The sequence below is a fragment of the Pelagibacterium luteolum genome, from assembly GCF_900100665.1.
Taxonomy (GTDB): Bacteria; Pseudomonadota; Alphaproteobacteria; order Rhizobiales; family Devosiaceae; genus Pelagibacterium; species Pelagibacterium luteolum.
Window position 1 is genome coordinate 411,326 of record NZ_FNCS01000002.1, and the last position, 21,342, is coordinate 432,667.

General features: G+C 60.7%; 22 protein-coding genes. 8 read left to right on the forward strand and 14 right to left on the reverse strand.

Annotation, left to right across the window (positions count from 1 at the left end):
- Positions 1-98: 98 nt before the first annotated feature.
- Positions 99-602: an invasion associated locus B family protein gene (locus BLR31_RS06070; RefSeq protein WP_090593414.1), complete on the forward strand. Its 504-nt coding sequence runs from the start codon at positions 99-101 to the stop codon at positions 600-602.
- A 162-nt stretch (positions 603-764) separates the two neighbouring features.
- On the opposite strand, the gene BLR31_RS06075 is transcribed toward BLR31_RS06070, so the two are convergent.
- Positions 765-968 (reverse strand): hypothetical protein, encoded by a 204-nt coding sequence (locus tag BLR31_RS06075; protein ID WP_176762538.1) that lies wholly within the window; start codon positions 966-968, stop codon positions 765-767.
- A gap of 152 nt (positions 969-1,120) precedes the next feature.
- On the opposite strand from BLR31_RS06075, the gene BLR31_RS06080 reads away from it, so the two are divergent.
- Positions 1,121-2,020, forward strand: a complete 900-nt coding sequence (locus tag BLR31_RS06080) for a LysR family transcriptional regulator (RefSeq protein ID WP_176762539.1) — start codon at positions 1,121-1,123, stop codon at positions 2,018-2,020.
- A gap of 2 nt (positions 2,021-2,022) precedes the next feature.
- Here BLR31_RS06080 and BLR31_RS06085 read toward each other — a convergent pair whose 3' ends face one another.
- Positions 2,023-3,402, reverse strand: coding sequence for a glutamate--cysteine ligase (locus BLR31_RS06085; RefSeq protein WP_090593425.1), 1,380 nt, complete (start codon positions 3,400-3,402; stop codon positions 2,023-2,025).
- A 108-nt stretch (positions 3,403-3,510) separates the two neighbouring features.
- A complete protein-coding gene (locus BLR31_RS06090; protein WP_090593428.1) occupies positions 3,511-4,251 on the reverse strand; it encodes a 16S rRNA (uracil(1498)-N(3))-methyltransferase in 741 nt (246 codons plus the stop codon).
- A gap of 76 nt (positions 4,252-4,327) precedes the next feature.
- Between BLR31_RS06090 and ubiA the strand changes: the two genes are divergently transcribed.
- Positions 4,328-5,254, forward strand: a complete 927-nt coding sequence (gene ubiA, locus BLR31_RS06095) for a 4-hydroxybenzoate octaprenyltransferase (RefSeq protein WP_090593430.1) — start codon at positions 4,328-4,330, stop codon at positions 5,252-5,254.
- Positions 5,255-5,321: 67 nt separating this feature from the next.
- On the opposite strand, the gene BLR31_RS06100 is transcribed toward ubiA, so the two are convergent.
- The gene (locus tag BLR31_RS06100; RefSeq protein ID WP_090593434.1) at positions 5,322-5,834 is read right to left on the reverse strand and encodes a DUF6101 family protein; all 513 of its coding nucleotides are present in this window, start codon (positions 5,832-5,834) and stop codon (positions 5,322-5,324) included.
- Positions 5,835-6,098: 264 nt separating this feature from the next.
- Between BLR31_RS06100 and BLR31_RS06105 the strand changes: the two genes are divergently transcribed.
- Positions 6,099-6,929, forward strand: a complete 831-nt coding sequence (locus BLR31_RS06105; protein ID WP_090593437.1) for a 3'(2'),5'-bisphosphate nucleotidase CysQ — start codon at positions 6,099-6,101, stop codon at positions 6,927-6,929.
- A 5-nt stretch (positions 6,930-6,934) separates the two neighbouring features.
- Positions 6,935-7,171 carry a DUF4170 domain-containing protein gene (locus BLR31_RS06110; RefSeq protein WP_090593735.1) on the forward strand — a complete coding sequence of 79 codons (237 nt, stop codon included), beginning with the start codon at positions 6,935-6,937 and terminating at the stop codon, positions 7,169-7,171.
- 37 nt (positions 7,172-7,208) lie between these two features.
- Here BLR31_RS06110 and BLR31_RS06115 read toward each other — a convergent pair whose 3' ends face one another.
- On the reverse strand, positions 7,209-7,430 hold the full coding sequence (locus BLR31_RS06115; protein ID WP_090593738.1) for a DUF2093 domain-containing protein: 222 nt from the start codon (positions 7,428-7,430) through the stop codon (positions 7,209-7,211).
- 46 nt (positions 7,431-7,476) lie between these two features.
- Positions 7,477-9,027, reverse strand: a complete 1,551-nt coding sequence (gene xseA, locus BLR31_RS06120) for an exodeoxyribonuclease VII large subunit (protein WP_090593440.1) — start codon at positions 9,025-9,027, stop codon at positions 7,477-7,479.
- Between the two features lie 98 nt (positions 9,028-9,125).
- Between xseA and purD the strand changes: the two genes are divergently transcribed.
- Positions 9,126-10,385 (forward strand): phosphoribosylamine--glycine ligase, encoded by a 1,260-nt coding sequence (purD, locus tag BLR31_RS06125; protein ID WP_090593444.1) that lies wholly within the window; start codon positions 9,126-9,128, stop codon positions 10,383-10,385.
- Positions 10,386-10,410: 25 nt separating this feature from the next.
- Here the strand turns inward: purD and BLR31_RS06130 are convergent, their stop codons facing one another.
- A complete protein-coding gene (locus BLR31_RS06130) occupies positions 10,411-10,776 on the reverse strand; it encodes a hypothetical protein (RefSeq protein WP_090593447.1) in 366 nt (121 codons plus the stop codon).
- A 183-nt stretch (positions 10,777-10,959) separates the two neighbouring features.
- Here BLR31_RS06130 and BLR31_RS06135 point away from each other — a divergent pair, with 183 nt between their 5' ends.
- On the forward strand, positions 10,960-11,823 hold the full coding sequence (locus BLR31_RS06135; protein ID WP_090593451.1) for a patatin-like phospholipase family protein: 864 nt from the start codon (positions 10,960-10,962) through the stop codon (positions 11,821-11,823).
- Here BLR31_RS06135 and BLR31_RS06140 read toward each other — a convergent pair.
- Positions 11,795-12,244 carry a nucleoside deaminase gene (locus BLR31_RS06140; RefSeq protein ID WP_090593454.1) on the reverse strand — a complete coding sequence of 150 codons (450 nt, stop codon included), beginning with the start codon at positions 12,242-12,244 and terminating at the stop codon, positions 11,795-11,797. The two genes, BLR31_RS06135 and BLR31_RS06140, sit on opposite strands and share 29 nt — an antisense overlap.
- 73 nt (positions 12,245-12,317) lie before the next feature.
- Between BLR31_RS06140 and mutL the strand changes: the two genes are divergently transcribed.
- A complete protein-coding gene (gene mutL / locus BLR31_RS06145; RefSeq protein WP_090593456.1) occupies positions 12,318-14,147 on the forward strand; it encodes a DNA mismatch repair endonuclease MutL in 1,830 nt (609 codons plus the stop codon).
- A 56-nt stretch (positions 14,148-14,203) separates the two neighbouring features.
- Here mutL and BLR31_RS21620 read toward each other — a convergent pair whose 3' ends face one another.
- The 6 genes from BLR31_RS21620 to ileS all read right to left on the reverse strand — a co-directional run bounded on the left by BLR31_RS21620 (position 14,204) and on the right by ileS (position 21,123).
- Positions 14,204-14,341, reverse strand: coding sequence for a hypothetical protein (locus BLR31_RS21620; protein WP_176762540.1), 138 nt, complete (start codon positions 14,339-14,341; stop codon positions 14,204-14,206).
- A 140-nt stretch (positions 14,342-14,481) separates the two neighbouring features.
- The gene (gene rsmD, locus BLR31_RS06150) at positions 14,482-15,039 is read right to left on the reverse strand and encodes a 16S rRNA (guanine(966)-N(2))-methyltransferase RsmD (protein ID WP_090593459.1); all 558 of its coding nucleotides are present in this window, start codon (positions 15,037-15,039) and stop codon (positions 14,482-14,484) included.
- Positions 15,040-15,042: 3 nt separating this feature from the next.
- Complete coding sequence (locus BLR31_RS06155) at positions 15,043-16,758, reverse strand: pseudouridine synthase (protein ID WP_176762541.1); 1,716 nt, start codon at positions 16,756-16,758, stop codon at positions 15,043-15,045.
- Positions 16,759-16,848: 90 nt separating this feature from the next.
- Complete coding sequence (locus BLR31_RS06160) at positions 16,849-17,448, reverse strand: hypothetical protein (RefSeq protein ID WP_090593464.1); 600 nt, start codon at positions 17,446-17,448, stop codon at positions 16,849-16,851.
- A gap of 82 nt (positions 17,449-17,530) precedes the next feature.
- Positions 17,531-18,022, reverse strand: a complete 492-nt coding sequence (gene lspA / locus BLR31_RS06165; RefSeq protein ID WP_090593466.1) for a signal peptidase II — start codon at positions 18,020-18,022, stop codon at positions 17,531-17,533.
- Positions 18,019-21,123, reverse strand: coding sequence for an isoleucine--tRNA ligase (gene ileS / locus BLR31_RS06170; RefSeq protein WP_090593469.1), 3,105 nt, complete (start codon positions 21,121-21,123; stop codon positions 18,019-18,021). Before ileS ends, lspA begins: the two co-directional genes overlap by 4 nt.
- Positions 21,124-21,342: the final 219 nt, after the last annotated feature.

Here is a 21,342-nt window from a genome sequence, read left to right on the forward strand (position 1 = left end):
GGTTTTCTCCAGCCGAGGGGCCGCTGATGTTGACAAAGCCCCTGCGCCTGCCCGACACAGAAGCACGCCCGTTTGGGTCATGCCGGAGTCATTTTGCCATGAATCTACTTGCCACAGCCGCCAAAGCCGCACTCGCTGTCACCTTGTCTCTGAGTGCGTCGGCAGCTTTCGCCCAAGGCAGCGTGCGGTCCCAGCATGGGGATTGGCAGATGAGCTGCGACATGGTTCCCGGCGCGGTCGATGAACAATGTGCGCTGATCCAGAACGTGACCGCCGAGGACCAGCCCAATGTTGCGCTGTCGGTGATTGCACTCAAGACCGCCGACCAGGAAGCGCGCCTGCTGCGCATTCTCGCGCCGCTCGGCGTCTTGCTGCCCAATGGACTTGGCCTGAATATCGACGGCGACGATCTCGGCCGGGTCGCGTTCGTACGCTGCCTGCCGAACGGGTGCGTGGCCGAGGTGGTTATGGACGATGCGCTTCTGACCCAGTTATCGGAAGGCGACAGCGCCATATTCATCATCTTTAGAACACCCGAGGAGGGGATCGGCGTTCCGGTTTCGCTCGAAGGCTTCGAGGACGGCTTCAACGCGCTACCCTAAGCGAGACGTCGGAAATAAAAAAAGCCGGACCGCGAACGGTCCGGCTTGGGCTAGAAAACAAGGTCTAAAGGCAACGACCTCGCTTTTGTGTTCGGACTTGGAGTGGACGCGGCCTACGGCAAAATAGGCAGGCGTCCGGCCCGAACTGGCTTCAGCAAGGGGTCACCGAAGCCATTCGCTTGCGCGCGCATTGCGGCGCGCATCGAGGAAGTCGCCGGCGGCACTGCCACCTTGGCGCAAAGCCTCGGAAATATCGTACTTTGTCAAACCCATGTCGCTGAGCAGCGAGGCGTCCATCTGCAGCATGGAGCGAAGGGTCGAACGGCGCATACCGACCGAACGAAAGCGGGAAAAGAACTGGGCCATCATAGTCTCCACTAGCCCATTCACTCTATCGGACAGGTAGAGTTTATTGGGTGGCAAGGTATCGGGTTATGCTGGGTAGATAGGAGCTTGCCCTGCATTATTCAAACAAATAGATTTCATTCTTTCGATCAAGTTTTGTGATGGGTGCCGCAATGGTGAGTCCCCTCGATCTGGACCAACTGCAAACCTTCTGCACGATCGCCGACTGCGGCAGTTTCACCGAAGCCGCAAAGCGCGTTTACAAGACGCAATCTGCGGTCTCCATGCAGATCAAACGTCTGGAAGCCCGGCTCGGTCAGGCCGTTTTCGTCCGCGACGGGCGCCGGGTTACGCTGACCACAGAGGGCGAGGCGCTTTATGCCAGGGCGCGGCGCATGCTCAAGATCAATGCCGAGATCATCGACATGTTCTCCCATGACGATCTGGCCGGCAATATTCGCTTTGGCGTTCCGGACGACTATGCCGTCAAGCTCCTGCCGGTGATCCTTTCGAGCTTCCAGCGCACCCATCCGCGCATCACCGTCGACGTGCGGTGCCAGCCATCGGAAGACCTTTTGTCAGGCATGCGGCAAGGACGCTACGACATCATCGTCTTTACGCAAGGCACCATGCACGAGTTTGGTGAGTTGTTCCGGACTGAAAAGATGCATTGGGTTGCGAGCCATGGCGGTCGGGCCCTTGCGACCGATCCTCTGCCTCTGGCATGCGGCCCCAATTTCTGCATATGGCGCGCCGATGCCGTCGAAGCGTTGAGCCGTATCAATCGCGATTTTCGCATCGCCTACACATCGTCAAATGCGATGGCGATCACCAGCGCGGTCCTCTCCGATCTCGCTGTAGGATTTCTTCCTGAAAGCGCGCTGCAGCCGGGCATGCGCGTCGTGGGTGAGGACCAGAGCCTACCGCGGTTGCAGGATGCGCAAATCGCGCTGTTGCGCGCTTCGCATGCCTATGGCGGCATTTATGATGCGCTGGCGACCCACATTGTCGAGAGCATGGGCAATCTGCCTGGATCGTTTTACGCCAAGCAGAAAGAACAGGCAGCCGAATAGTGTCAGGCGGCGTGGCGGGCCATGCCGTAATCGGTAAAGACGCGGTTGATGTCGCCATTCCACTCGCCGTGGTATAGATCGAGCAGCCGTTCGGCTGGCGTCTTGCCAATTTCGAGCGTGTATTCAAGCGGCTTGAGGAAGACGGTTTCGTCGGCGCCTTCCCAATTGAGCTGCTTGCGCGCTTTCAGCCCCGCGCGTGAAATGGCCACCGCCTGACGGGCGATCTCGAAAATCGTGCCACCCCGGAACGGCGTGTTGAGCGCAGTTGTGGGGACGCCGAGACGCAGCGCCTGACGCTCCTCTTCGGTCCAGTCCTTGACCAGATCCCAGGCCGCATCGAGCGCTGTGTCGTCATAGAGCAGTCCAACCCAGAATGCCGGCAGTGCGCAAATGCCTTGCCAGGGCGCACCATCGGCGCCGCGCATTTCGAGGAACTGTTTCATGCGCACTTCGGGGAACAGGGTCGAGAGGTGGTCCTCCCAATCCTTGACCGTTGGTTTTTCCCCCGGCAATTGCGGCAGCTTGCCGTCGAGGAAGGCGCGGAAATCTTCCCCTGCGCAGTTGATGTACTCGCCATTGCGTATGACGAAATACATCGGCACGCCGAGCGCATAGTCGACATAGCGCTCAAAGCTCATGCCATCCTCGAACACGAAGGGCAGCATGCCGGTACGATCGGGGTCGGTGTGGAGCCATATGTTGGAGCGGAAGGACAGAAAGCCGTTCGGCTTGCCATCAAGGAACGGCGAATTGGCGAAAAGTGCCGTCGCGATCGGCTGCAGTGCCAGGCTGACGCGCATCTTCTTGACCATGTCGGCTTCGGACGAAAAGTCGAGATTGACCTGGACAGTGCAGGATCTGAACATCATCGATGTTCCCAGCGTCCCGACCTTTTCCATGTATGGCTTCATGATGCCATAGCGCGATTTCGGCATAGCGGGGATTTCATCGAGCGACCAGGTCGGCGTCGTTCCGAGGCCGAGGAAATCAATGCCCATCGGTTCGGTGAACTTGCGGAGCATCCTGAGATGCTCATTGGCTTCCGTGCAGGTCTGGTGGATGGTTTCGAGGGGCGCGCCGGACAGTTCGAATTGTCCACCCGGCTCGAGCGAAATCGCGCCGCCACCGAGAAGATTGTTGAGCCCGATCACCTTGTCGCGGTCGTAATAGGGTGTCCATGCGGTCTCGGCCTGAACCTTGTCCAGCAGCGCGCCAATTCCATTCTCGCCCTCATAGGGCACGGGCCGGAAATCGTCGCGATAGAAGGTGAACTTCTCATGCTCCGTGCCGATTCTAAAGGCATGCTCGGGCTTGCAGCCGCGCGAGATCGCTTCGATCAATTGGGTCCGCGATTCGATGATGGGCGACTGCGTGGGGGCCATAAACTACCTCTGGCATTGGGCAGCGCCTGAGGATGGCGCCGGTGCGGGGACAATAGCGGGGGCAATCGGCAGATCAATCCCCTTTATCGTCATCTTACGATAAACTTTTTACCAGTCTCCTGCGACGGACTGTATCAGGGCCAAGGCGGCGACCGCGGCGGTATCGGCCCGAAGGATACGTGGTCCAAGACTTATCGGCACAACGAAATCGGCGGCAAGCAGGGCATCTCGCTCGTCATCTGCAAAGCCGCCTTCGGGTCCGATCAGCAATCCGAGGCGCCGACCTTCCAGCGCGGCAAGGCTGTCGATGGGAGAGGACGAGGCAGCAGCCTCGTCGCAGAAGATCAGCACCCGATCGCCATGGTTTTCACGCCAGCGCCCGAGCAGTTCGCCAAAACCGATCGACGGCGCAATATCCGGAACGTTGAGCACTTCGCATTGCTGCGCGGCTTCGATTGCGTGGGTTTTGAGCTTATCGGCGTTGAGCCGCGGGTTTTGCACGTAGCGGGTGATGACGGGCTGGATAATGCCAGCCCCCATTTCGGTTGCCTTCTGGATTTCATAATCAAGCCGCTTGATCGGGGCGAAACCGAACCAGAGATCATTGGCTGGCGTCTGGGGTGCGGATTGCTCGATCAATTCCAGCGTCACAAGCTTCTTGCCGGTTTGAACGATCAGCGCGAGAAATGCGCCCTCGCGACCGTTAAAGACAACGCAATGATCCCCTGCCCCGCGCCGCAATACGTTGACGAGATGATTTGTGTGATCCTTGTCGAGCGGCAGTTCTGTCCCGACGTCCATGGGACTATCGATGAAGAGGCGCGGCAGGGTCTTGTGGGTACGCGGCATGCTGAACTGTTGACTTGAGACTGCGAGACGTTAGAGCCTTTGTGCCAGACAATCGCTTGGCAAAAAAGGCCTCTCCATGCAGGACCGGAACGGGGGCAGCGTCGCTGACGCCCCCAAAGGCAATTGGGTCGATCGCTTCGCCCCGGACGCCGCGAAACCCTATCTGCGCATGTCGCGGCTGGATCGGCCGATCGGCTATCAATTGCTGTTCTGGCCGTGCGCCTTTTCGCTTGGGCTCGTGAGCATCGCCACCCAGACGCAGTTCAACTGGTGGTATCTTCTGCTGTTCTTCGTCGGCGCGATCGCCATGCGGGGCGCTGGCTGCACGTTCAATGACATCGTTGACCGCGACATAGACGACAAGGTCGCACGTACACGCTCGCGGCCAATTCCATCGGGGCAGGTCAGCGTCAAGCAGGCTGCCGTCTGGCTCGTCGCACAATCGCTCGTGGGACTGGCGATACTGCTGCAGTTCAACGGCTTTTCGATCCTTCTCGGGGTCGCGTCGCTGATCCTCGTGGCGATCTACCCCTTCATGAAGCGCGTCACCTATTGGCCGCAGCTTTTTTTGGGCCTCGCCTTCTCTTGGGGCGCGCTGATGGGATGGGCGACTGTCACCGGCAGCCTGGCGTGGCCCGCTATCATTCTCTATCTCGGCTGTATCGCCTGGACGATCGGATACGACACAATCTATGCCCTGCAGGATGTCGAGGACGATGCGCTGATCGGCGTCAAATCGACAGCGCGACTGGTGGGCGCAAACGTCAAACCGTTCGTTGCGGGATTTTACGGGCTGGCCGCGATCTTGTGGCTGGTCGCCGCAGTCCTCTCGGATGCACAGCTACCCTTCTATGGCCTTTATGTCGGAACGCTGGCCTTGCTCACCTGGCAGGTGTTGAGTATCGACCGTACAGATGGCGCGCGTAGCCTGATGCTGTTTAAATCGAACCACTGGCTGGGTTTTGCGCTCACCTTTGCGCTCGTGGCCGACACATTGCTCTGACCCCAAACACACAAAACCCCGCCATTGGCGGGGCAAGTGCTGCGCTTTGGAGGTCGCAAGAAACGTTCTAGGCGGTGCGTTCGCCAGGCTTGCGGCGACGGGCGAAACGTGGGCGGCGTTCGACTTCGTTTGCCAGCATGCGGCGCGAATGGTTCTGACCGACCATGACACCGTCGATCTGTTGGGAATACGCAACCAGGCTGCCATCGCCGGCGCGGATATAGAGTGGAAGGCGGAGCTTGCGGCCCCAGTTCTGCCACTCCGCAACGATGTCGGAATTGCCGCTCTCTTCATAGACGCGGTAGTTGAAGTCCTCGTCGGGGTGGACCAGTTCGATCGAGCTGGTCAACTCGCCCTCTTCGGAAATGCGCGTCGCGACGGCAACGCCTACATATTCCAGAACCGGAACCTTGATCTTGACGGTGACCCCGCTCTTATCGAGCTTGCGCCGTACGGTAACGGTTTTGGCGTCTTGACGGGCGCCATTGTCGTTAGCGGGGGTGAACACGCAATTGGTGTTGTAAGTCGTTCCTGTCAGCAGCACAGATGGCAAGCCATCAATCGTAACACCGCGAACCATAGTCAGCCTTCCTGTCAACTTTCGAGAGCTTTTGTTTTTTGGGTGCTCTTTTTTTGTTGAGACCATTCTAGCGTCGGGCTCTCAGCATCGGCTTAAAAAACTGGGTTAAGTTTGTCTTGTCTTGAAATGGGTTAGCGGAATCTCACCGGGTGTAAGGGCCGATTAACCGCTCCAGCTTGCGCCTCCAGGCCAACCGGCATAACAAGAACGCGGAAAGACGCCCGGTTCTGGGAAGATCACTTGCGCAATCAAATCTGGACAGGCATGCCCACCACCGTCCCCCTTGGCACCGAAGACGATATCAAGCTGCTGAAATCGGCTGCGGTTCACGCGGGTATCATCGCACTCGGGTTTTTCCGCACCGATCTCAAGACCTGGACCAAGAATATGTCTTCGCCCGTCAGCGAAGCCGATATCGCCGTCGATAATTTCCTTACCAGTGCGCTGCGCGCGGCCCGGCCCGATTACGGGTGGCTGAGCGAAGAAACCATCGACTCTCCTGAGCGCATGGGGCGCGAGCGATGCTTTATCGTCGATCCCATCGATGGGACGCGCGGATTTATCAATGGCGAAGACAGCTGGACCATTTCGCTGGCCGTCGTTGAACATGGCCGGCCGATCGCCGGCGTCGTTTACGCTCCGGTCCGCGACGAGATGTATGTGGCGGGTAAGGGGCTTGGCTCTGAATGCAATGGCCGGCCACTCGACGCCACTCCAAGAGCGGGCCGGGAGCGGCTGATTCCGGCACCCGCCGCGGTCCATCATGAACTCGCCAATGCAGGGATCGATTACGAGAAAGGTCAGCTTTACCCTTCGCTCGCCTATAGGCTTGTCCAGGTGGCTGCAGGGCGGCTGGCCGCGTGTGTCGCGCGACGCGGTGCCCAAGACTGGGATATCGCAGGCGCCGATTTGATCCTTACCGAGGCGGGCGTGGTCTTTGAAGACGTTTGCCTCGGGACCCCACGATATAACGAGACCGAAACCCGGCACGCCGCGATGGCGGCAACTGCGGACGATAGTCTTTTAACCCCATTGCGCGATGCGCTGCGCATCGTTTATGGCTGCCCGCAACACGAGATCCAAACCTCAGGATGATTGACATGAGCGAAGCTCAGCCCAAGCAACTGCTCCACCTCGTGATCGGGGGCGAGCTCTCCCAGATCAAGGGCATCGAATTTAAGAACCTCGACGAAGTCGATATCGTTGGCGTCTATCCCAACTACGCAACGGCCTATGCCGTGTGGAAACAGAAGTCGCAATTGACCGTCGACAATGCCGAGATGCGCTATTTCATCGTGCACATGCACAAGCTGCTCGACCCGGCTAACGGCGACTGAGCCGCAATATCCAAGGCGTGCCACCGGCACGCCTTTTTCATATCTCGCCGATGGATTTGCGATACGCCGTCAGCGATGCTTCGGCGTTTGCATAGGGCTCCTGCCGGTCGACGCTCCAATAGCTCAGCTCTTCGATGGGGATCGCGGCGCCGGTTATCGCGCATCGCACGAATGTGCCGGGTTTGACGACGACATAATCGGCATCGAGATAGCGAAGCTTGGCTTCGGATGGCGCAAAGCCGGAGTCCAAAATGTTCATGAGCGTCATTCCTTCCCGCTCGTTTTACCGCTGAATGTCTCGTCGGTCAAAACAGCGTTTCCTGATCTCCGGGTACGGGATCGGGTTTTGCCTTGCGCTTGGGGATGGGCGGCGCACCCGCGACGGTCGCGGCGATCGTTCCCTGCGCCACGTCGATCGACAAGGCGTCGCCGGGTTTGACATCTGTCGATGAGCGCACCAGGTTGCCCTCGGCGTCGGTCACCAGAGCAAAGCCCCGCGCCAGAACCTGATGGTAGCTGACCGAAGAGAGCAATTTCGACAGACCATCAAACCGCGCGCGGCGTGCCTCGACGGCGCGGAGAAACGCAGCATCGATGCGGCTGGTGGCGGCCTCGACACGGCGCGATCCACGATCGATGGGGGCCGAGAGGAGCCCGGGCCGGACGCGTCCTGCCAGCGGCGAATAGGCGATACGAGCGCGGTTTAGCCGGGTCTGCAACCCATGTGCCGAGCGGGACGATGCCACATCGAGGCGATGACGCAGCGACTGGCTACGCTGATGCAGGAGCGACAACGAGAGGCGCCCCGATACGCGCTGGAAGTCGATGGCCTTGGCATGCTGGGCAGCGCGCAGAGCTGAAGAAAGCCTCGCCGTCGCCATATCCAGCCGCTGGCGCTGAGTCGAAACGAGATCGCCCGGACGCGGCAGACCAGCACCTGCAGCTCTTACCCTGTCGCGGAGATTGGCGGTGATCCGACGGGTACCCTGGCGTTGGCGCAGACCAAGGTCTTCGACATAACCGATCAGCTCGGCCCGCACCGGCACGGCCATTTCGGCAGCGCCGGTCGGAGTCGGTGCGCGCTTATCGGAAACATAGTCGATGAGCGTAATATCGGTTTCGTGGCCGACTGCGGAAATAACGGGAATGGTCGAGCGCGACACGGCGCGCACGACATTTTCCTCGTTGAATCCCCACAAATCCTCGATCGACCCACCGCCACGCGCGACGATCAGTAGGTCGGGGCGCGGTATCGCACCATCCACGGTGAAGGCGTTGAAGCCGTCGATGGCAGCCGTAACCTCAGCCGCGCAAGTGTCGCCCTGCACCCGCACCGGCCAGACGATGACATGGGATGGAAACCGATCATCGAGCCGATGGAGAATATCGCGGATCACCGATCCGGTGGGCGATGTTACAACGCCAATGACTTTGGGGAGGTACGGAATGGGCCGCTTTCGCTCTGGAGCGAAGAGCCCTTCGGCCAGGAGCTTCTTGCGCCGATCCTCGAGGAGCGCCATCAGCGCACCGGCGCCCGCCGGTTCGATCTGCTCAATGACGATCTGATATTTCGATGAGCGCGGGTATGTTGTCAGCCGACCCGTGGCGATGATTTCGAGACCTTCTTCAGGCTTGAAAGCGAGCTTGGCGTAGCTGCCCTTCCAGACCACCGCATCGATGGTGGCGCCATCGTCTTTCAGCGTAAAATAGCAGTGCCCGGAGCTGTGGCGTCCGCGAAAGCCGGAGATTTCTCCCCTCACGCGCACGAAGCCGAACGTTTCCTCCACAGTGCGCTTTACCGCATGGGAGATTTCCGAGACGGTGAACTCATGGGCATTGGTCTGTGTGTCGCTCATATCCCGTTGGTGGCCGAGCGCTACGATTCCGTCAAGGGTAGCGAGCACGCACGCCTCATGGTAGACGGGCGCCAAATGGGCTAGCCAAGGGGAATGCCATGAGGATCTTGCTTATCGGTTCGGGTGGACGAGAGCATGCGCTGGCCTGGGCGATGACCAAGTCACCCCGGCTTGAAAAGCTTTTTGTGGCTCCCGGCAATGGCGGCACGGAAATGCTCGCGGAAAGCGTCGCGCTCGACGTCGCCGACCATGGCGGCGTCGTCTTGTTCTGCCAGCGCGAACGCATCGACCTCGTCGTCGTCGGACCCGAAGTGCCGCTCGTCGCCGGAATTGCCGACGATTTGCGCACAGCCGGGATTGCCGTATTCGGCCCCTCGAAAATCGCAGCACAACTGGAAGGCTCGAAGGCCTTCACCAAGGCGCTTTGCGACGAGATGGGGATACCCACCGCCGCTTATGCAAAATTTACCGCACTCGAACCCGCGCTGGACTATGTGCGCAAGACGGGCGCCCCGATCGTCATCAAGGCCGATGGGCTGGCCGCCGGTAAGGGCGTCACCGTCGCCGAAACGCTTCAACAGGCGGAGGATGCGCTGCGCGATTGCTTCGATGGTGCATTCGGCGAGGCGGGGGCCGAAGTGGTGATCGAAGAGTGCCTGGTGGGAGAAGAGGCAAGTCTTTTTGCGATCTGCGATGGCGAGCACACGGTGCTTCTACCCGCTGCGCAAGACCACAAGCGGGCCTATGACGGCGATGAGGGGCCAAATACCGGCGGCATGGGCGCTTATGCGCCTGCACCGGTTATGACCGACGCACTCGTCGAGCGTGCCTATCGCGAAATCATCGCCCCCGCGATCAAGGGCATGGCGGCGCGCGGGACACCCTTTACCGGCGTATTGTTCACCGGCCTCATGATCACCCGGGATGGCCCCAAGCTCATCGAGTTCAACACGCGCTTTGGCGACCCCGAGTGCCAAGTGCTCATGATGCTGCTGGAAAGTGATCTGATCGATATTCTCGACGCCACGGCCCATGGTCGCCTCGCCAGCATCACGCCTAGGTGGAAGCAGGCCGTGGCGATGACGGTGGTCATGGCGGCGCGCGGCTATCCCGGTACCTATGAAAAGGGAAGCGTGATCGGAAATGCCGATGGTCTCGATACCGACAAGGTGCGGGTCTTTCATGCCGGGACCATCCGCGAGGATGGGGTGCTCAGGGCCAATGGCGGCCGGGTTCTCAACATAACGGCGATTGGCGACACCGTCGCCGAGGCGCGCGACATCGCGTATCGCACGGTCGACGCCATCGACTGGCCCGAAGGGTTCTGCCGCCGCGATATCGGCTGGCGCGCGCTTTAGGGCGGGCCGAAGCCCGCCCCTCAGTCTAGCGGCTGTACACCATGAAGGCGAACAGCAGGACGCTGGCTGCGACAACCAGCGAGCCCAAAGCAACGAGCGGTTCGACGCCGGCATTGCCCTGCAACAATAGATACAGCCCGATGGTCATGAGAGCTACACCCAGGAGGTGTATGCCGAACTGGATCATGGCTAGTCCTTTGCCCGCCTTGGCCGGAACAAGGGCGAAGTAGGTACCGAACAGAGCACTCGTCACCCACCCCACGAGATTGAGGTGCGCGTGGGCGCCGATAACATTGTGATTACCCGATATCGACATCTGCAAGCCCATCGCGATACCGATGATGAGAAAAACAATTGCAGCCTTGAAGTAGTATTCGGAGACTTTTGGCATCTTATCCCCCTCAGCCAAATGCCGCCATCTGAGCACCACGTACCTTGGCGGCCAAGTAAATTATCGCCTTTCTCGGTATGCCGCCAAGTAAAATATCATTCTTGACTTAGTGCGGCGCATCGCAACGTCTTCTCAAGCTTGATGTGCTCAACTACCCTCGGATCAGACCAATGGAGGTAAGTCGTGGGTACCATAGCCGACCCCAAGATCGGCATCGCACTGGGCGGCGGCGCAGCCAGGGGACTAGCGCATATTCCGTTCATCGAGGCGATGGACGAGATGGGACTCAAGCCCGACATCATCGCCGGAACTTCGATCGGCGCCCTCTTAGGGAGCGGATGGGCAGCCGGACTGAAAGGCAGCGAAATCCGTCAGCTTGCCTATGACATGCTGGGTAACAAGAACGGGCTTTTCGGACGCTTGCTCTCCGCGCAGTTTCGCTCGGTGGCCAATGTGTTCCGTGAGGGCGTTTCGATCCAGCTCGACCCGGAGAAGATTTTCGATCTGTTTACGCCCGAGGGCATGCCCGAAACATTCGAAAAGCTCTCGATCCCCTTTATCTGCGTGGCCACGGACTTCAAATCCTGGCACCAGGTGCCGTTCAGTTCGGGACCCTTACGGCCTGCGGTAGCAGGATCCCTGGCAGTACCCAGCCTTTTCAAACCCGTAACCTATCACGACACGCTTCTGGTCGATGGGGGCGTGGTCAATCCATTGCCCCTCGATCTCGTGGGGCCCGACAGCGACATCCTTATCGGGATCGACGTCAATGGCGACCCGAGGCCGTGGCCGGAGGGCAAGGTCCCCACAATGCTCGATATCGGGTTCGGTTCGGCGCAGATCATGATGCACCAGATCACCGCCTACGCCATCGCGGCCTATCCGCCGAACCTTTATTTCCGGCCGCATCATGTGAATATGGGCGCACACGAATACTGGCGCGTGCGCGAAATCGTGGCTGCGGGCGATGCAGAGAAAGACAGGTTCAAGCGCCAGCTCGAACGCGAGATCGAAGAGTTTATCGCCTCTCAGCGAAAAATTTCCTGAGCATTTCGCCTGCCCGTCCGGCCTGGACACCGCCGATTACTTCGGGCGCATGGTGGCAGGTCGGCTGGCTAAAAAAGCGCACTCCGTTGTCGACGGCCCCACCTTTTGGATCCTCGGCGGCGTAATAAACACGGCGCAGCTTCACATGCGCAATTGCGCCCGCGCACATGGTGCAGGGTTCGAGGGTGACGTAGAGATCGCAATCGGCGAGCCGCCCCGTTCCGTCCGCCACAAGCGCTGCACGGATCGCATTGAATTCTGCGTGCGCTGTGGGATCGCCGGTTTCCCGCATGGTATTGCGCCCGGTGGCGAGAATTTGCCCATTGCGCATAATGACCGCGCCGACGGGAACTTCGCCCGCGCGCGCGGCCTCGTCGGCCAGGGCGAATGCAGTTTCCATTGGATTGGCGGCGTCGATCATTTCAAGCGCTCATATCAGCTTTGGCCTCACCTGTCCGCTTCGATAGGATGGCGCAAAAGGAGAATCACTGTCGATGGCCATCCGCCAGCTTCCAGACGATCTGGTCAACAAGATTGCCGCCGGCGAAGTCGTCGAGCGGCCGGCCAGCGTTGTCAAAGAACTGGTCGAAAATGCCCTCGACGCGGGCGCCAGGCGCATCGCGATCACCACCTCGGCCGGTGGCAAGAGCCTGATCCGTATCGAAGACGATGGCCACGGGATGGGCGAAGCCGATCTTGTGCTCTCGGTGGAACGGCACGCCACCTCCAAGCTGGCCGATGACGGGCTCGATGACATCCGCACCCTGGGCTTTCGCGGCGAGGCCCTGGCGTCGATCGGGTCAGTTTCCGATCTGTCGGTCGCCTCCCGCACGGCGGGCACGGAGACCGGTCTCAAGATCAGCCTTAAACGCGGGGTAAAGGATGGACCCGTGCCCCATCCGATCAATCGCGGTACCGTTGTCGAGGTCAAAAACCTCTTTGCGGCCATTCCGGCACGGCTGAAATTTCTCAAATCCGATCGCGCAGAGACCGGAGCGATCACCGATGTGGTGCGCCGCCTCGCGATGGCCCATCGTGGCGTCCATTTTGTCCTCTCCGGCACCGATCGTCAGCCGATCAACTGGCCAGCGCAAACAGGCGAGGGAGCCGTTCATGCCCGGCTGGCCCAGATCATCGGCGCCGACTTCCCCTCTAATGCGCAGGAAATCGCCTTTTCGCGTGGCGGAATCGTTGTGGGCGGATTGGCGGGCCTGCCGACCTATTCGCGCGCGAATACGCTCAACCAGTTCTATTTCGTCAATGGCCGCTCGGTGCGCGACAAGGTGTTGCTGGGCGCCGTGCGTGCGGCCTACGCAGACTTCCTGCACCGCGACCGTTTTCCCGTTATTGCCCTGTTCGTCGCGATTGATCCCGGTGAAGTGGACGTCAACGTCCATCCAACAAAGGCCGAGCTGCGCTTCCGAGATCAAGGAGCGGTGCGGGGGGCGGTGATTCGGGCCATCGGGGAGGCACTTGCTGTAGCGGGCTTTAAGGCGTCCTCACGCGTCGCGGACGCAGCGCTGTCGAGCTTTCGCGCGCCGATGCCGGATAGCCCTGCAACAAGCACTGCGCAACCGGCACCCTATTTTGCCGAGCCTGGCCCCAGCGCCGCACAATATCAGGCGCCGCAGGGCACACTGGGTCGGCCGGGCTTTTCACCCGCCCTTAGCGCCGAGATCCGTCATTTCGACGCGCCGAGCGCCCGCATGGAGACCGACGTCTCCCCCGCAGCCGAACAAACCAATTTCCCGCTCGGCGTGGCGCGTGCTCAAGTGTTTGAAAATTACATCGTTGCCCAGAATGGTGACGCACTCGTCCTCATTGACCAGCATGCGGCACATGAACGTCTCGTCTATGAGCGGTTCCGCAACCAGTTGCGGGCCGGACCGGTGCCCAGCCAGCGGCAATTGATCCCCGTGGTTATCGATCTGCCCGAGGAAGACTGTGGGCGATTGGAGGACGCTGCGCCGGTTCTAGAGCGGTTAGGGCTCTATCTCGAACGGTTTGGAGCGGGTGCCATAGCGGTCAACGAGACGCCGGGTCTTCTGGGCTCGACCGACATCGATGGCCTGATCCGTGATCTCGCCGACGGGTTGGCGGAATGGGATTCGGTGGCAGTCCTCGAAGAGCGGATGGACGCGATTATCGCCCGCATGGCGTGCCACGGCTCGGTGCGCTCTGGCCGAAGATTGCGGGCTGACGAAATGAATGCCCTGCTGCGCGAGATGGAGGCTACCCCCCACTCCGGTCAGTGCATCCATGGCCGCCCGACCTATATTGAATTGAAAAAGGGCGACCTTGAGCGGCTGTTCGGGCGACGCTGAGCGTCGCGAGTGGTCGATGGTGGCCGTTGTGACGGCCCATCGGTTGAATGCGCGTCTCAGCCGAGTTTCGGCTGACCTTCAGACGCATCGCCAACGCGTTCGCGCATTTCCGCTTCAGCCGAAATCAGAAGTCCTGCGACCGAAGCTGCGGCGATGATCAAGGCGCCGACGATGCCTAGGATGATGAGTGCCATGGTGTTGCCTCCAGCGTTCCGTTGATGCAGTCCCAACTTGAAAAGCGGCTGCGTGGTTCCGCAAAAAATGGCGCGCAGTGGCTTATTTGTGGCATTGGCGAGGCGTGTTGCGTTTTCCCCACACTCCCCAACAGGCTAGGTCAGGAAGCGAGCGTTAGGAAGGTCACTGCCGTGTCGGCATATTCGCGGTGGTCAACGATTTCAGTGCCTTGAGGGGCCTCGATCTCGACATCTCTGCGCTCCTCGATAACGATGAGCGCATCGGCGGCCAGCCATCCCCCCGCCACTGCTGCAGCCAGCGCGCGTTCGCCCAGCCCCTGACCGTAAGGCGGATCGATGAAGACCAGTTGCGCCGGCTTCATGCGTTCGACCGGACCAAGATCGGTTGCATCGCGCTTCAGGAGCTTGGTCTGCCCGCCGATGCCGAAGCTTTCGATATGTCCGCGAATGAGGCCACGCGCTTCAATGCCCGTATCCACGAAGACGCAGTGCAGCGCGCCGCGTGACAGTGCCTCGAGCCCCATCGCGCCGGTGCCCGCGAAAAGGTCGAGAACATACATCCCATCGAGATTGGGGCTCAGGCGGCTGCCGATGATAGAAAACACCGCCTCGCGCACGCGATCAGCAGTCGGGCGGATGTCGCCCGACTTTGGCGTGTCGAGTTGCTTGCCCTTGAACCGGCCGGCAACGATGCGCATCGACTATTCGTCCTCGGGCTTGCGGGGACGGCGAGGACGCTCGGGACGATTGCCCGTGAAGGGCTTGCGATCGCCACGTGACTCCGTGGGCCGCTGAGGACGCGGGCCCTTGGCAAACGGCTTGTCGCTGCGCGGGCCAAAAGGCTTGTCGCCGCGATCGCGGCCCGGACCCTTCCCCGGACCCTTGGCAAAGCTCCGCTCGCCCTGGGGCTTGTCGCGCCGCGGGCCCTTGGCAAAGGGCTTATCGCCATCACGACGCGGTGGGCGATCGCCGAACGGCTTGTCACCATCACGGCGTGGGGGACGCGCACCAAACGGCTTGTCACCGTCACGGCGTGGAGGCCGCGCGCCAAAAGGCTTATCGCCATCGCGGCGCGGAGGACGAGCACCAAACGGCTTGTCTCCATCACGCCGAGGCGGACGTGCACCAAAAGGCTTGTCACCATCGCGACGCGGGGGTCGATCGCCGAAGGGCTTGTCGCCACGGCTGGGACCGGTGCGGCGGGCAAGTGGGCGATCCTCGTCTTTGCGGAAGGGACGGCGCTCGCCTTCGGGCTTGTCGCGATAGGGGCGGCTTCCACCCTCATCGCGCACATCCTTGCTGTAAGGCTTTTTGGCGAAGGGGCGTTTCCGGTCGCCGGCGCCGGCGTCGCGGTGAGGACGTTCGTTATTTTCGAACCGCTTATTAAAACCGCCTTCGCGTGCGGGGCGGTCGCCGCGCGATTTGAAATCGCCGTCGCGGCCGCGCTTGGTGGGGTCACCCTGAGGGGTGAATTTCTGCGGTGGGCGACCGTCGTCAAAATGAACAGTGCGCGGTGCGGCTTCGCGAGCTTCTGGGCGCTTATATTCCGGGCGCTTGCGCAGCCCGGTATAGCGATCACGCTCGGTGGGCTGGCTCGCGGGGCGCTCGGGTGCGCGACGGCGCGGCTGGCCGGCTTCTTCTTCCATGGGACTATCGAAATCGGCGCCGGCGTTTTCCGCCAGACGTCGGCCAAGCTGATCCTGGAGAATACGGGACTTGACCTTTTCCACGTGACCCGCGGGCAGATCGCCCAATTGGAACGGGCCGTAGGAGAGACGGATCAGGCGATTGACCTCAAGGCCCAGGGCTCCGAGGACGTTACGAACCTCGCGGTTCTTGCCTTCGCGCAGACCGACGGTGATCCAGACGTTCGACCCGCTGACCGAATCGAGTTCGGCTTCGATCGGACCGTAATCTATGCCTTCGACAGTGATACCGTCGGCAAGCGTATTGAGCTGTTCCTGGGTGACCGAACCGAAGGCGCGGACGCGGTAGCGACGAACCCAGCCCGTCGAGGGCAGCTCAAGCGTGCGCTTTAAACCACCATCATTGGTAAGCAGCAGCAGCCCCTCAGTGTTGTAGTCGAGGCGACCGACCGTGACGACGCGCGGCAGACCGAGGCGGGTAAAGGCTTCAAAGACCGTGGGGCGGCCTTCGGGGTCTTTTTCGGTGACCATAAGGCCGGCGGGCTTGTGGTAGAGCCAGAGCTGGGTCGCCTGCTTGCGGGCGATGGGCTTGCCATCGACGGCGATGGTATCGGCGTCAACGACGTTGAACGCTGGGGTCCGGACGACGCTGCCGTTGACGGCAATGCGGCCTTCGGTGATGTAGCTTTCAGCCTCACGGCGGGAGCAGACGCCAGCGCGGGCGATGACCTTGGCGAGTCTTTCGCCGCTGGGTGATGTTTTCTCGCTCATCTGGAGCGGTCTTCTTTCATTTCGAGTGATATCAAAACAAAGCGAGGCCATTGGCCTCGCCCATGAAATTCCACCAATTGCTGCAAGTGCTTACTGCCCGACGGCGGCGCGCACTTCAGCGGGACAACTGGGATCGGTGATGGCCACGATGGCGCCGGTCGCTGTTTGGCAAACCGTCGATTGACCGCCAACCGTCTGGAAATATTCAGCCGGCGGCAGATAGATAGAGCGCTGGCCCGATGTGTTGGCGGCTGCGGACCGCGCGGCCAACTGGCGCGCTTCGGCCTCGGTCAATGGGCGGCCCGAAAGCGCATCGGAGCTGATCACGCGACCGGTCCGTAGCGCTTGCAAATCGGCGGTTGTGAGGTTCGACGCATCGAGCACGGCGCGGTCGGAATTGGCCGGAATGACTGCGGCCGAAGCAGTTGGCGGGGGTGGGGTCGAGCCTGAGGCGGGGACGACGAGCGGGCTGCGACCGCCGGCAACCATTGCCTTTTCTTCCTGCGGCACGATGCCGACGCCCTGAAGTGTCGAGCGCATGACTTCGCGCTCGAAGGTCATGGGATCGACCATGGCGTTGGTGCCCTCGACAGTCGTGCAAGCGGAAAGCGCCAAAGCGGCTGTTGCGGCCAAAAAAGTCAGGCGCAACAAGCCTTTGGATTTCTGCTGACGTCCAATTCCATACCGCATAAACGCCTCGGAACCCTGATTATTATTGAGATTTAATGGCCTTATAGCCTATCGGTGGGCGTAATGCCAGAATTTGGCCGATTTAGGATTTGGCCTCGATTTGGCGTTTTGGGCGCAAGACATCGAAGATCAACAAGATGACACCGAAGCTGATTGCCATGTCGGCGATGTTGAAGACATAAAACGACCAAGTGCCTGAATAGAAATGGAAAAAATCGGCGACCGCGCCATAGACCATGCGATCTATGGCGTTCGAGACCGCGCCGCCGATGGCGGAGGCGATGCCGATGCGGGTCAAAAAGCTCTCATCAGTCCACCACCACCAGGCCAGGGCGACGACTGCTATGCCCATGATAATCAACAACATTTCCGGGCTTAACCCGCCGAGAAGGCCGTAGGATATGCCGGTATTCCAGACGAGCACATAGTCGAAGAACGGGAAGACGTTGATCACCTCCCCGCCCGTCCAACCGGCCATATCGACCTGGTAATATTTGTGCAGACGGTCGATCAAAAGGATGACCGCTGCAAGTAACAGGCTCCAGATTACCGACGGATTACGCAATGACTTCATGCGCTTAGCCCCGCGACGATACGCTCGCGCATAGCTTGGGCGTCGCGAGGGGTAAGGTCGGGATATTCAGGGTCCGACCCGACGTCTGGCGAGAATTTCCACGAGCGTGCGCAGCGCGTGCCTTCCGCCCGGGCGAACCGTACATAGACGCCCACATCCGGCTCGAGATCGGCGTTTGTTGACGTGATCGACCGATCTATTCTGGAGTTGAAAACACTCGTTATGCAGATCTCCGCCATGTCCTGTCCTTCGATGGCTTTTGCCAGTTCGGGATCGGTGATCGTGACCTCAGGCGCGGCCTCGAGAGACGAGCCGATGACCTTGTTCTTGCGCTCGATCTCGAGCGCTGCGGTGACGGCGCGGCGGACGATCCTGATCTTGGACCATTTGTCGGCCAGAGCATCGTCGCGCCACTCGGACGGCACATCGGGAAATGTGCGGGCGTGGACGCTCGATGTGTCGCCGGGATTTCTCTCGAGCCAGATTTCTTCCATGGTGAACACCAGCACCGGGGCGAGCCAGGCGGTTAGGCACGAATAGAGCTGATCGAGAACCGTGAGAGCGGCCTTGCGCTTAACCGAGGAAATCGGGTCGCAATAGAGCGCGTCCTTGCGGATGTCGAAATAGAACGCCGAGAGTTCGAGGTTCATAAAATTGGCGATGGTGGTGACGACGCGCTTGTAGTCATAGGCGCGATAGCCGGCGCGCACCTCTTCATCGAGCACGGCGAGACGGTGCAGGATGAGTTTTTCGAGCTCGGGCATGTCGGCATAGGCCACGGCTTCCTCGGGCTTGTAGTGGGCGAGATTGCCCAACAGCCAGCGGAAGGAGTTGCGGATCTTCTTGTACATCTCGACGGTGTTGGCGAGGATTTCGTCGCCGATGCGGTGATCTTCCGCATAGTCAATGGTGGACGCCCAGAGCCGCATGATGTCGGCGCCGAATTTCCTGATGATGTCCTGCGGGGCGATCGTGTTGCCCACCGACTTGCTCATCTTGAAGCCCTTGCTGTCCATGGTGAAACCATGGGTCAGAACGGATTCATAGGGGGCAAAACCGTTGGTGGCGCAGCTTTCGAGCAGCGAGGAATGGAACCAGCCGCGATGCTGATCGGAGCCTTCGAGATACATGGAGGCCGGGAATTTCAGGTCCGGCCATTTGTCCTTATTGCGCAGGACGAAGGCGTGGGTGGAACCTGAGTCGAACCACACATCGAGGATGTCGGTGACCTTGGTCCACTGGTCGGGATTGTCGACGTCGTTGCCGAGGAAGCGCTGCTTGGCGTTGTCGGCAAACCATGCGTCGGACCCTTCGGCTTCGAAGGCTGCGATGATGCGCTGGTTGACGGCGTCGCTCTTGAGGATTTCGCCGGTGTCTGTGTTGACGAAGACCGTGATCGGGACGCCCCAGGCGCGTTGGCGCGAGAGCACCCAATCGGGGCGATCTGCGATCATCGACCGCAGGCGGTTCTGTCCCTGCGGCGGTACGAATTTGGTCGCATCGATGGCGGCAAGGGCGCGGGTGCGGAGGGTGTCTGTGCCCTTGGTCAAGGCCCCCTCACCCGTCGCTGACGCGCCGACCTCTCCGCCGGAGGGAGAGGTTGAAGAAGTCGCGAAGGTTTTGCCCTCTAGGTCCTTGTCCATATAGACGAACCACTGGGGGGTGTTGCGGAAGATGATGGGTTTTTTGGAGCGCCAGGAGTGGGGGTATTGGTGTTTCAGGCGACCGCGCGCGAACAAATTGTTGGCGGCGATGAGCGCGGTGATGACGCGCTGGTTTGCGTCGCCCTTCTTGCCCTTGTCGTCGATGACGCGCGCGGCGCCGCCGTCGGCGTCGGGGCCGAAACCGGGGGCGTCCTTGGTGTAGAAACCGCCGTCGTCGACGGTGAAGGGGATCGTCGTGTCGATGCCCTTGGCTGCGACGTCGCGGGCCTTTGCGGTCCAGACGTCAAAGTCGTCGGCACCGTGGGAGGGAGCGGTGTGGACAAAGCCCGTGCCCGCGTCGTCGGTGACGTGATCCCCGTCAAGGAGGGGCACGAGGAATTCATAGCCGCCTGCGAGACCGCGCAGCGGGTGGTAGAGGGTCATGGCGCCGAGTTCTTTGGCACTGACGTCGGCAAGGCGCGTGAAGGTGAGCTTCGCCTTTGCCGCGCTTTCGTCAGCGAGCTTATCGGCGAAGATCAGCTTTTCGCCGGGCTGGGGGCCGAACTCGTTCTCGGCGGTTTCGACTTCGTAGAGGCCGTAGGCGATGCGCGACGAATAGGAGACTGCGCGGTTGCCCGGGATGGTCCACGGGGTGGTCGTCCAGATGACGACGGAGGCGTCTTCAAGTACGTTCCGGCTATTTACCGTGGGCACGTGCCCATCAGGGCCGACCCAATCGGCACGAGCCGCTCCCTCTACCTCAGCCACAGGAAACTTCACCCAGATCGCGTCGGATTCGTAGTCCTGATATTCGATCTCGGCTTCGGCGAGCGCTGTGCGTTCGACGACGGACCACATGACGGGCTTGGAGCCGCGATAGAGCTGGCCGCTTGTGGCGACTTTCATCAGTTCGCCGGCGATGGTGGCTTCCGCGTCAAAGCTCATGGTGAGATAGGGGTTGGCCCAATCGCCCATTACGCCCAGGCGCTTGAATTCCTCGCGCTGGATATCGACCCATTGCTCGGCAAAGGTGCGGCATTCGGCGCGAAATTCGTTAACCGGCACTTCGTCCTTGTTGAGGCCCTTGGCGCGGTATTGTTCTTCGATCTTCCACTCGATGGGCAGGCCATGGCAATCCCAGCCGGGCACATAGGCCGAGTTGTAGCCCAGCATCTGCATGGAGCGCGAGACAAGGTCTTTGAGCGTCTTGTTGAGCGCGTGGCCGATATGGATATTGCCGTTTGCGTATGGCGGGCCGTCATGGAGCGTGAATTTTTCGCGCCCTTCCGCCCGGCTTTGCTCACGGAGCATCTTATAAAGTTCCATATCCTCCCAGCGCTTGAGCCATTCGGGCTCGCGCTGGGGCAGACCGGCCCGCATGGGGAAATCGGTCTGAGGCAGGAACAGGGTTTGGGAATAGTCGCGCTCGGTCGTCGCGCCAAGGTGCGTGTCGGTCATAAGAACTCGCGGAATAAACTTGGTGTCTGTCTGTTGGTGCCGCTTTTAACAGCGGACCGGTGAGAATGCCAATGGGTTTGGGCCGATGAGGCGGCGGAAGCGGGATCTGACAGGATCAAGCGGGCAACCCCCGCTCATCGGCTCTGCCGTTGCCCCCTCATCCCGCCACTTCGAGCAGCCATTCGAGCCTAGCGCTCATGACCTTCTCGCCTCAAATCG

Coding starts and splice junctions, on each gene's coding strand:
- BLR31_RS06105 (WP_090593437.1), top strand. CDS start 6,099: ATGCCCACCACCGTCCCCCTTGGCACCGAAGACGATATCAAGCTGCTG.
- mutL (WP_090593456.1), top strand. CDS start 12,318: ATGGCCATCCGCCAGCTTCCAGACGATCTGGTCAACAAGATTGCCGCC.
- BLR31_RS06100 (WP_090593434.1), bottom strand. CDS start 5,834: ATGGTTCGCGGTGTTACGATTGATGGCTTGCCATCTGTGCTGCTGACA.
- rsmD (WP_090593459.1), bottom strand. CDS start 15,039: ATGCGCATCGTTGCCGGCCGGTTCAAGGGCAAGCAACTCGACACGCCA.
- BLR31_RS21620 (WP_176762540.1), bottom strand. CDS start 14,341: ATGGCACTCATCATCCTAGGCATCGTCGGCGCCTTGATCATCGCCGCA.
- BLR31_RS06155 (WP_176762541.1), bottom strand. CDS start 16,758: ATGAGCGAGAAAACATCACCCAGCGGCGAAAGACTCGCCAAGGTCATC.
- BLR31_RS06090 (WP_090593428.1), bottom strand. CDS start 4,251: ATGCCGCGTACCCACAAGACCCTGCCGCGCCTCTTCATCGATAGTCCC.
- lspA (WP_090593466.1), bottom strand. CDS start 18,022: ATGAAGTCATTGCGTAATCCGTCGGTAATCTGGAGCCTGTTACTTGCA.
- BLR31_RS06140 (WP_090593454.1), bottom strand. CDS start 12,244: ATGATCGACGCCGCCAATCCAATGGAAACTGCATTCGCCCTGGCCGAC.
- BLR31_RS06080 (WP_176762539.1), top strand. CDS start 1,121: ATGGTGAGTCCCCTCGATCTGGACCAACTGCAAACCTTCTGCACGATC.
- BLR31_RS06160 (WP_090593464.1), bottom strand. CDS start 17,448: ATGCGGTATGGAATTGGACGTCAGCAGAAATCCAAAGGCTTGTTGCGC.
- BLR31_RS06075 (WP_176762538.1), bottom strand. CDS start 968: ATGGCCCAGTTCTTTTCCCGCTTTCGTTCGGTCGGTATGCGCCGTTCG.
- purD (WP_090593444.1), top strand. CDS start 9,126: ATGAGGATCTTGCTTATCGGTTCGGGTGGACGAGAGCATGCGCTGGCC.
- BLR31_RS06110 (WP_090593735.1), top strand. CDS start 6,935: ATGAGCGAAGCTCAGCCCAAGCAACTGCTCCACCTCGTGATCGGGGGC.
- ileS (WP_090593469.1), bottom strand. CDS start 21,123: ATGACCGACACGCACCTTGGCGCGACGACCGAGCGCGACTATTCCCAA.
- BLR31_RS06130 (WP_090593447.1), bottom strand. CDS start 10,776: ATGCCAAAAGTCTCCGAATACTACTTCAAGGCTGCAATTGTTTTTCTC.
- BLR31_RS06070 (WP_090593414.1), top strand. CDS start 99: ATGAATCTACTTGCCACAGCCGCCAAAGCCGCACTCGCTGTCACCTTG.
- BLR31_RS06085 (WP_090593425.1), bottom strand. CDS start 3,402: ATGGCCCCCACGCAGTCGCCCATCATCGAATCGCGGACCCAATTGATC.
- xseA (WP_090593440.1), bottom strand. CDS start 9,027: ATGAGCGACACACAGACCAATGCCCATGAGTTCACCGTCTCGGAAATC.
- ubiA (WP_090593430.1), top strand. CDS start 4,328: ATGCAGGACCGGAACGGGGGCAGCGTCGCTGACGCCCCCAAAGGCAAT.
- BLR31_RS06115 (WP_090593738.1), bottom strand. CDS start 7,430: ATGAACATTTTGGACTCCGGCTTTGCGCCATCCGAAGCCAAGCTTCGC.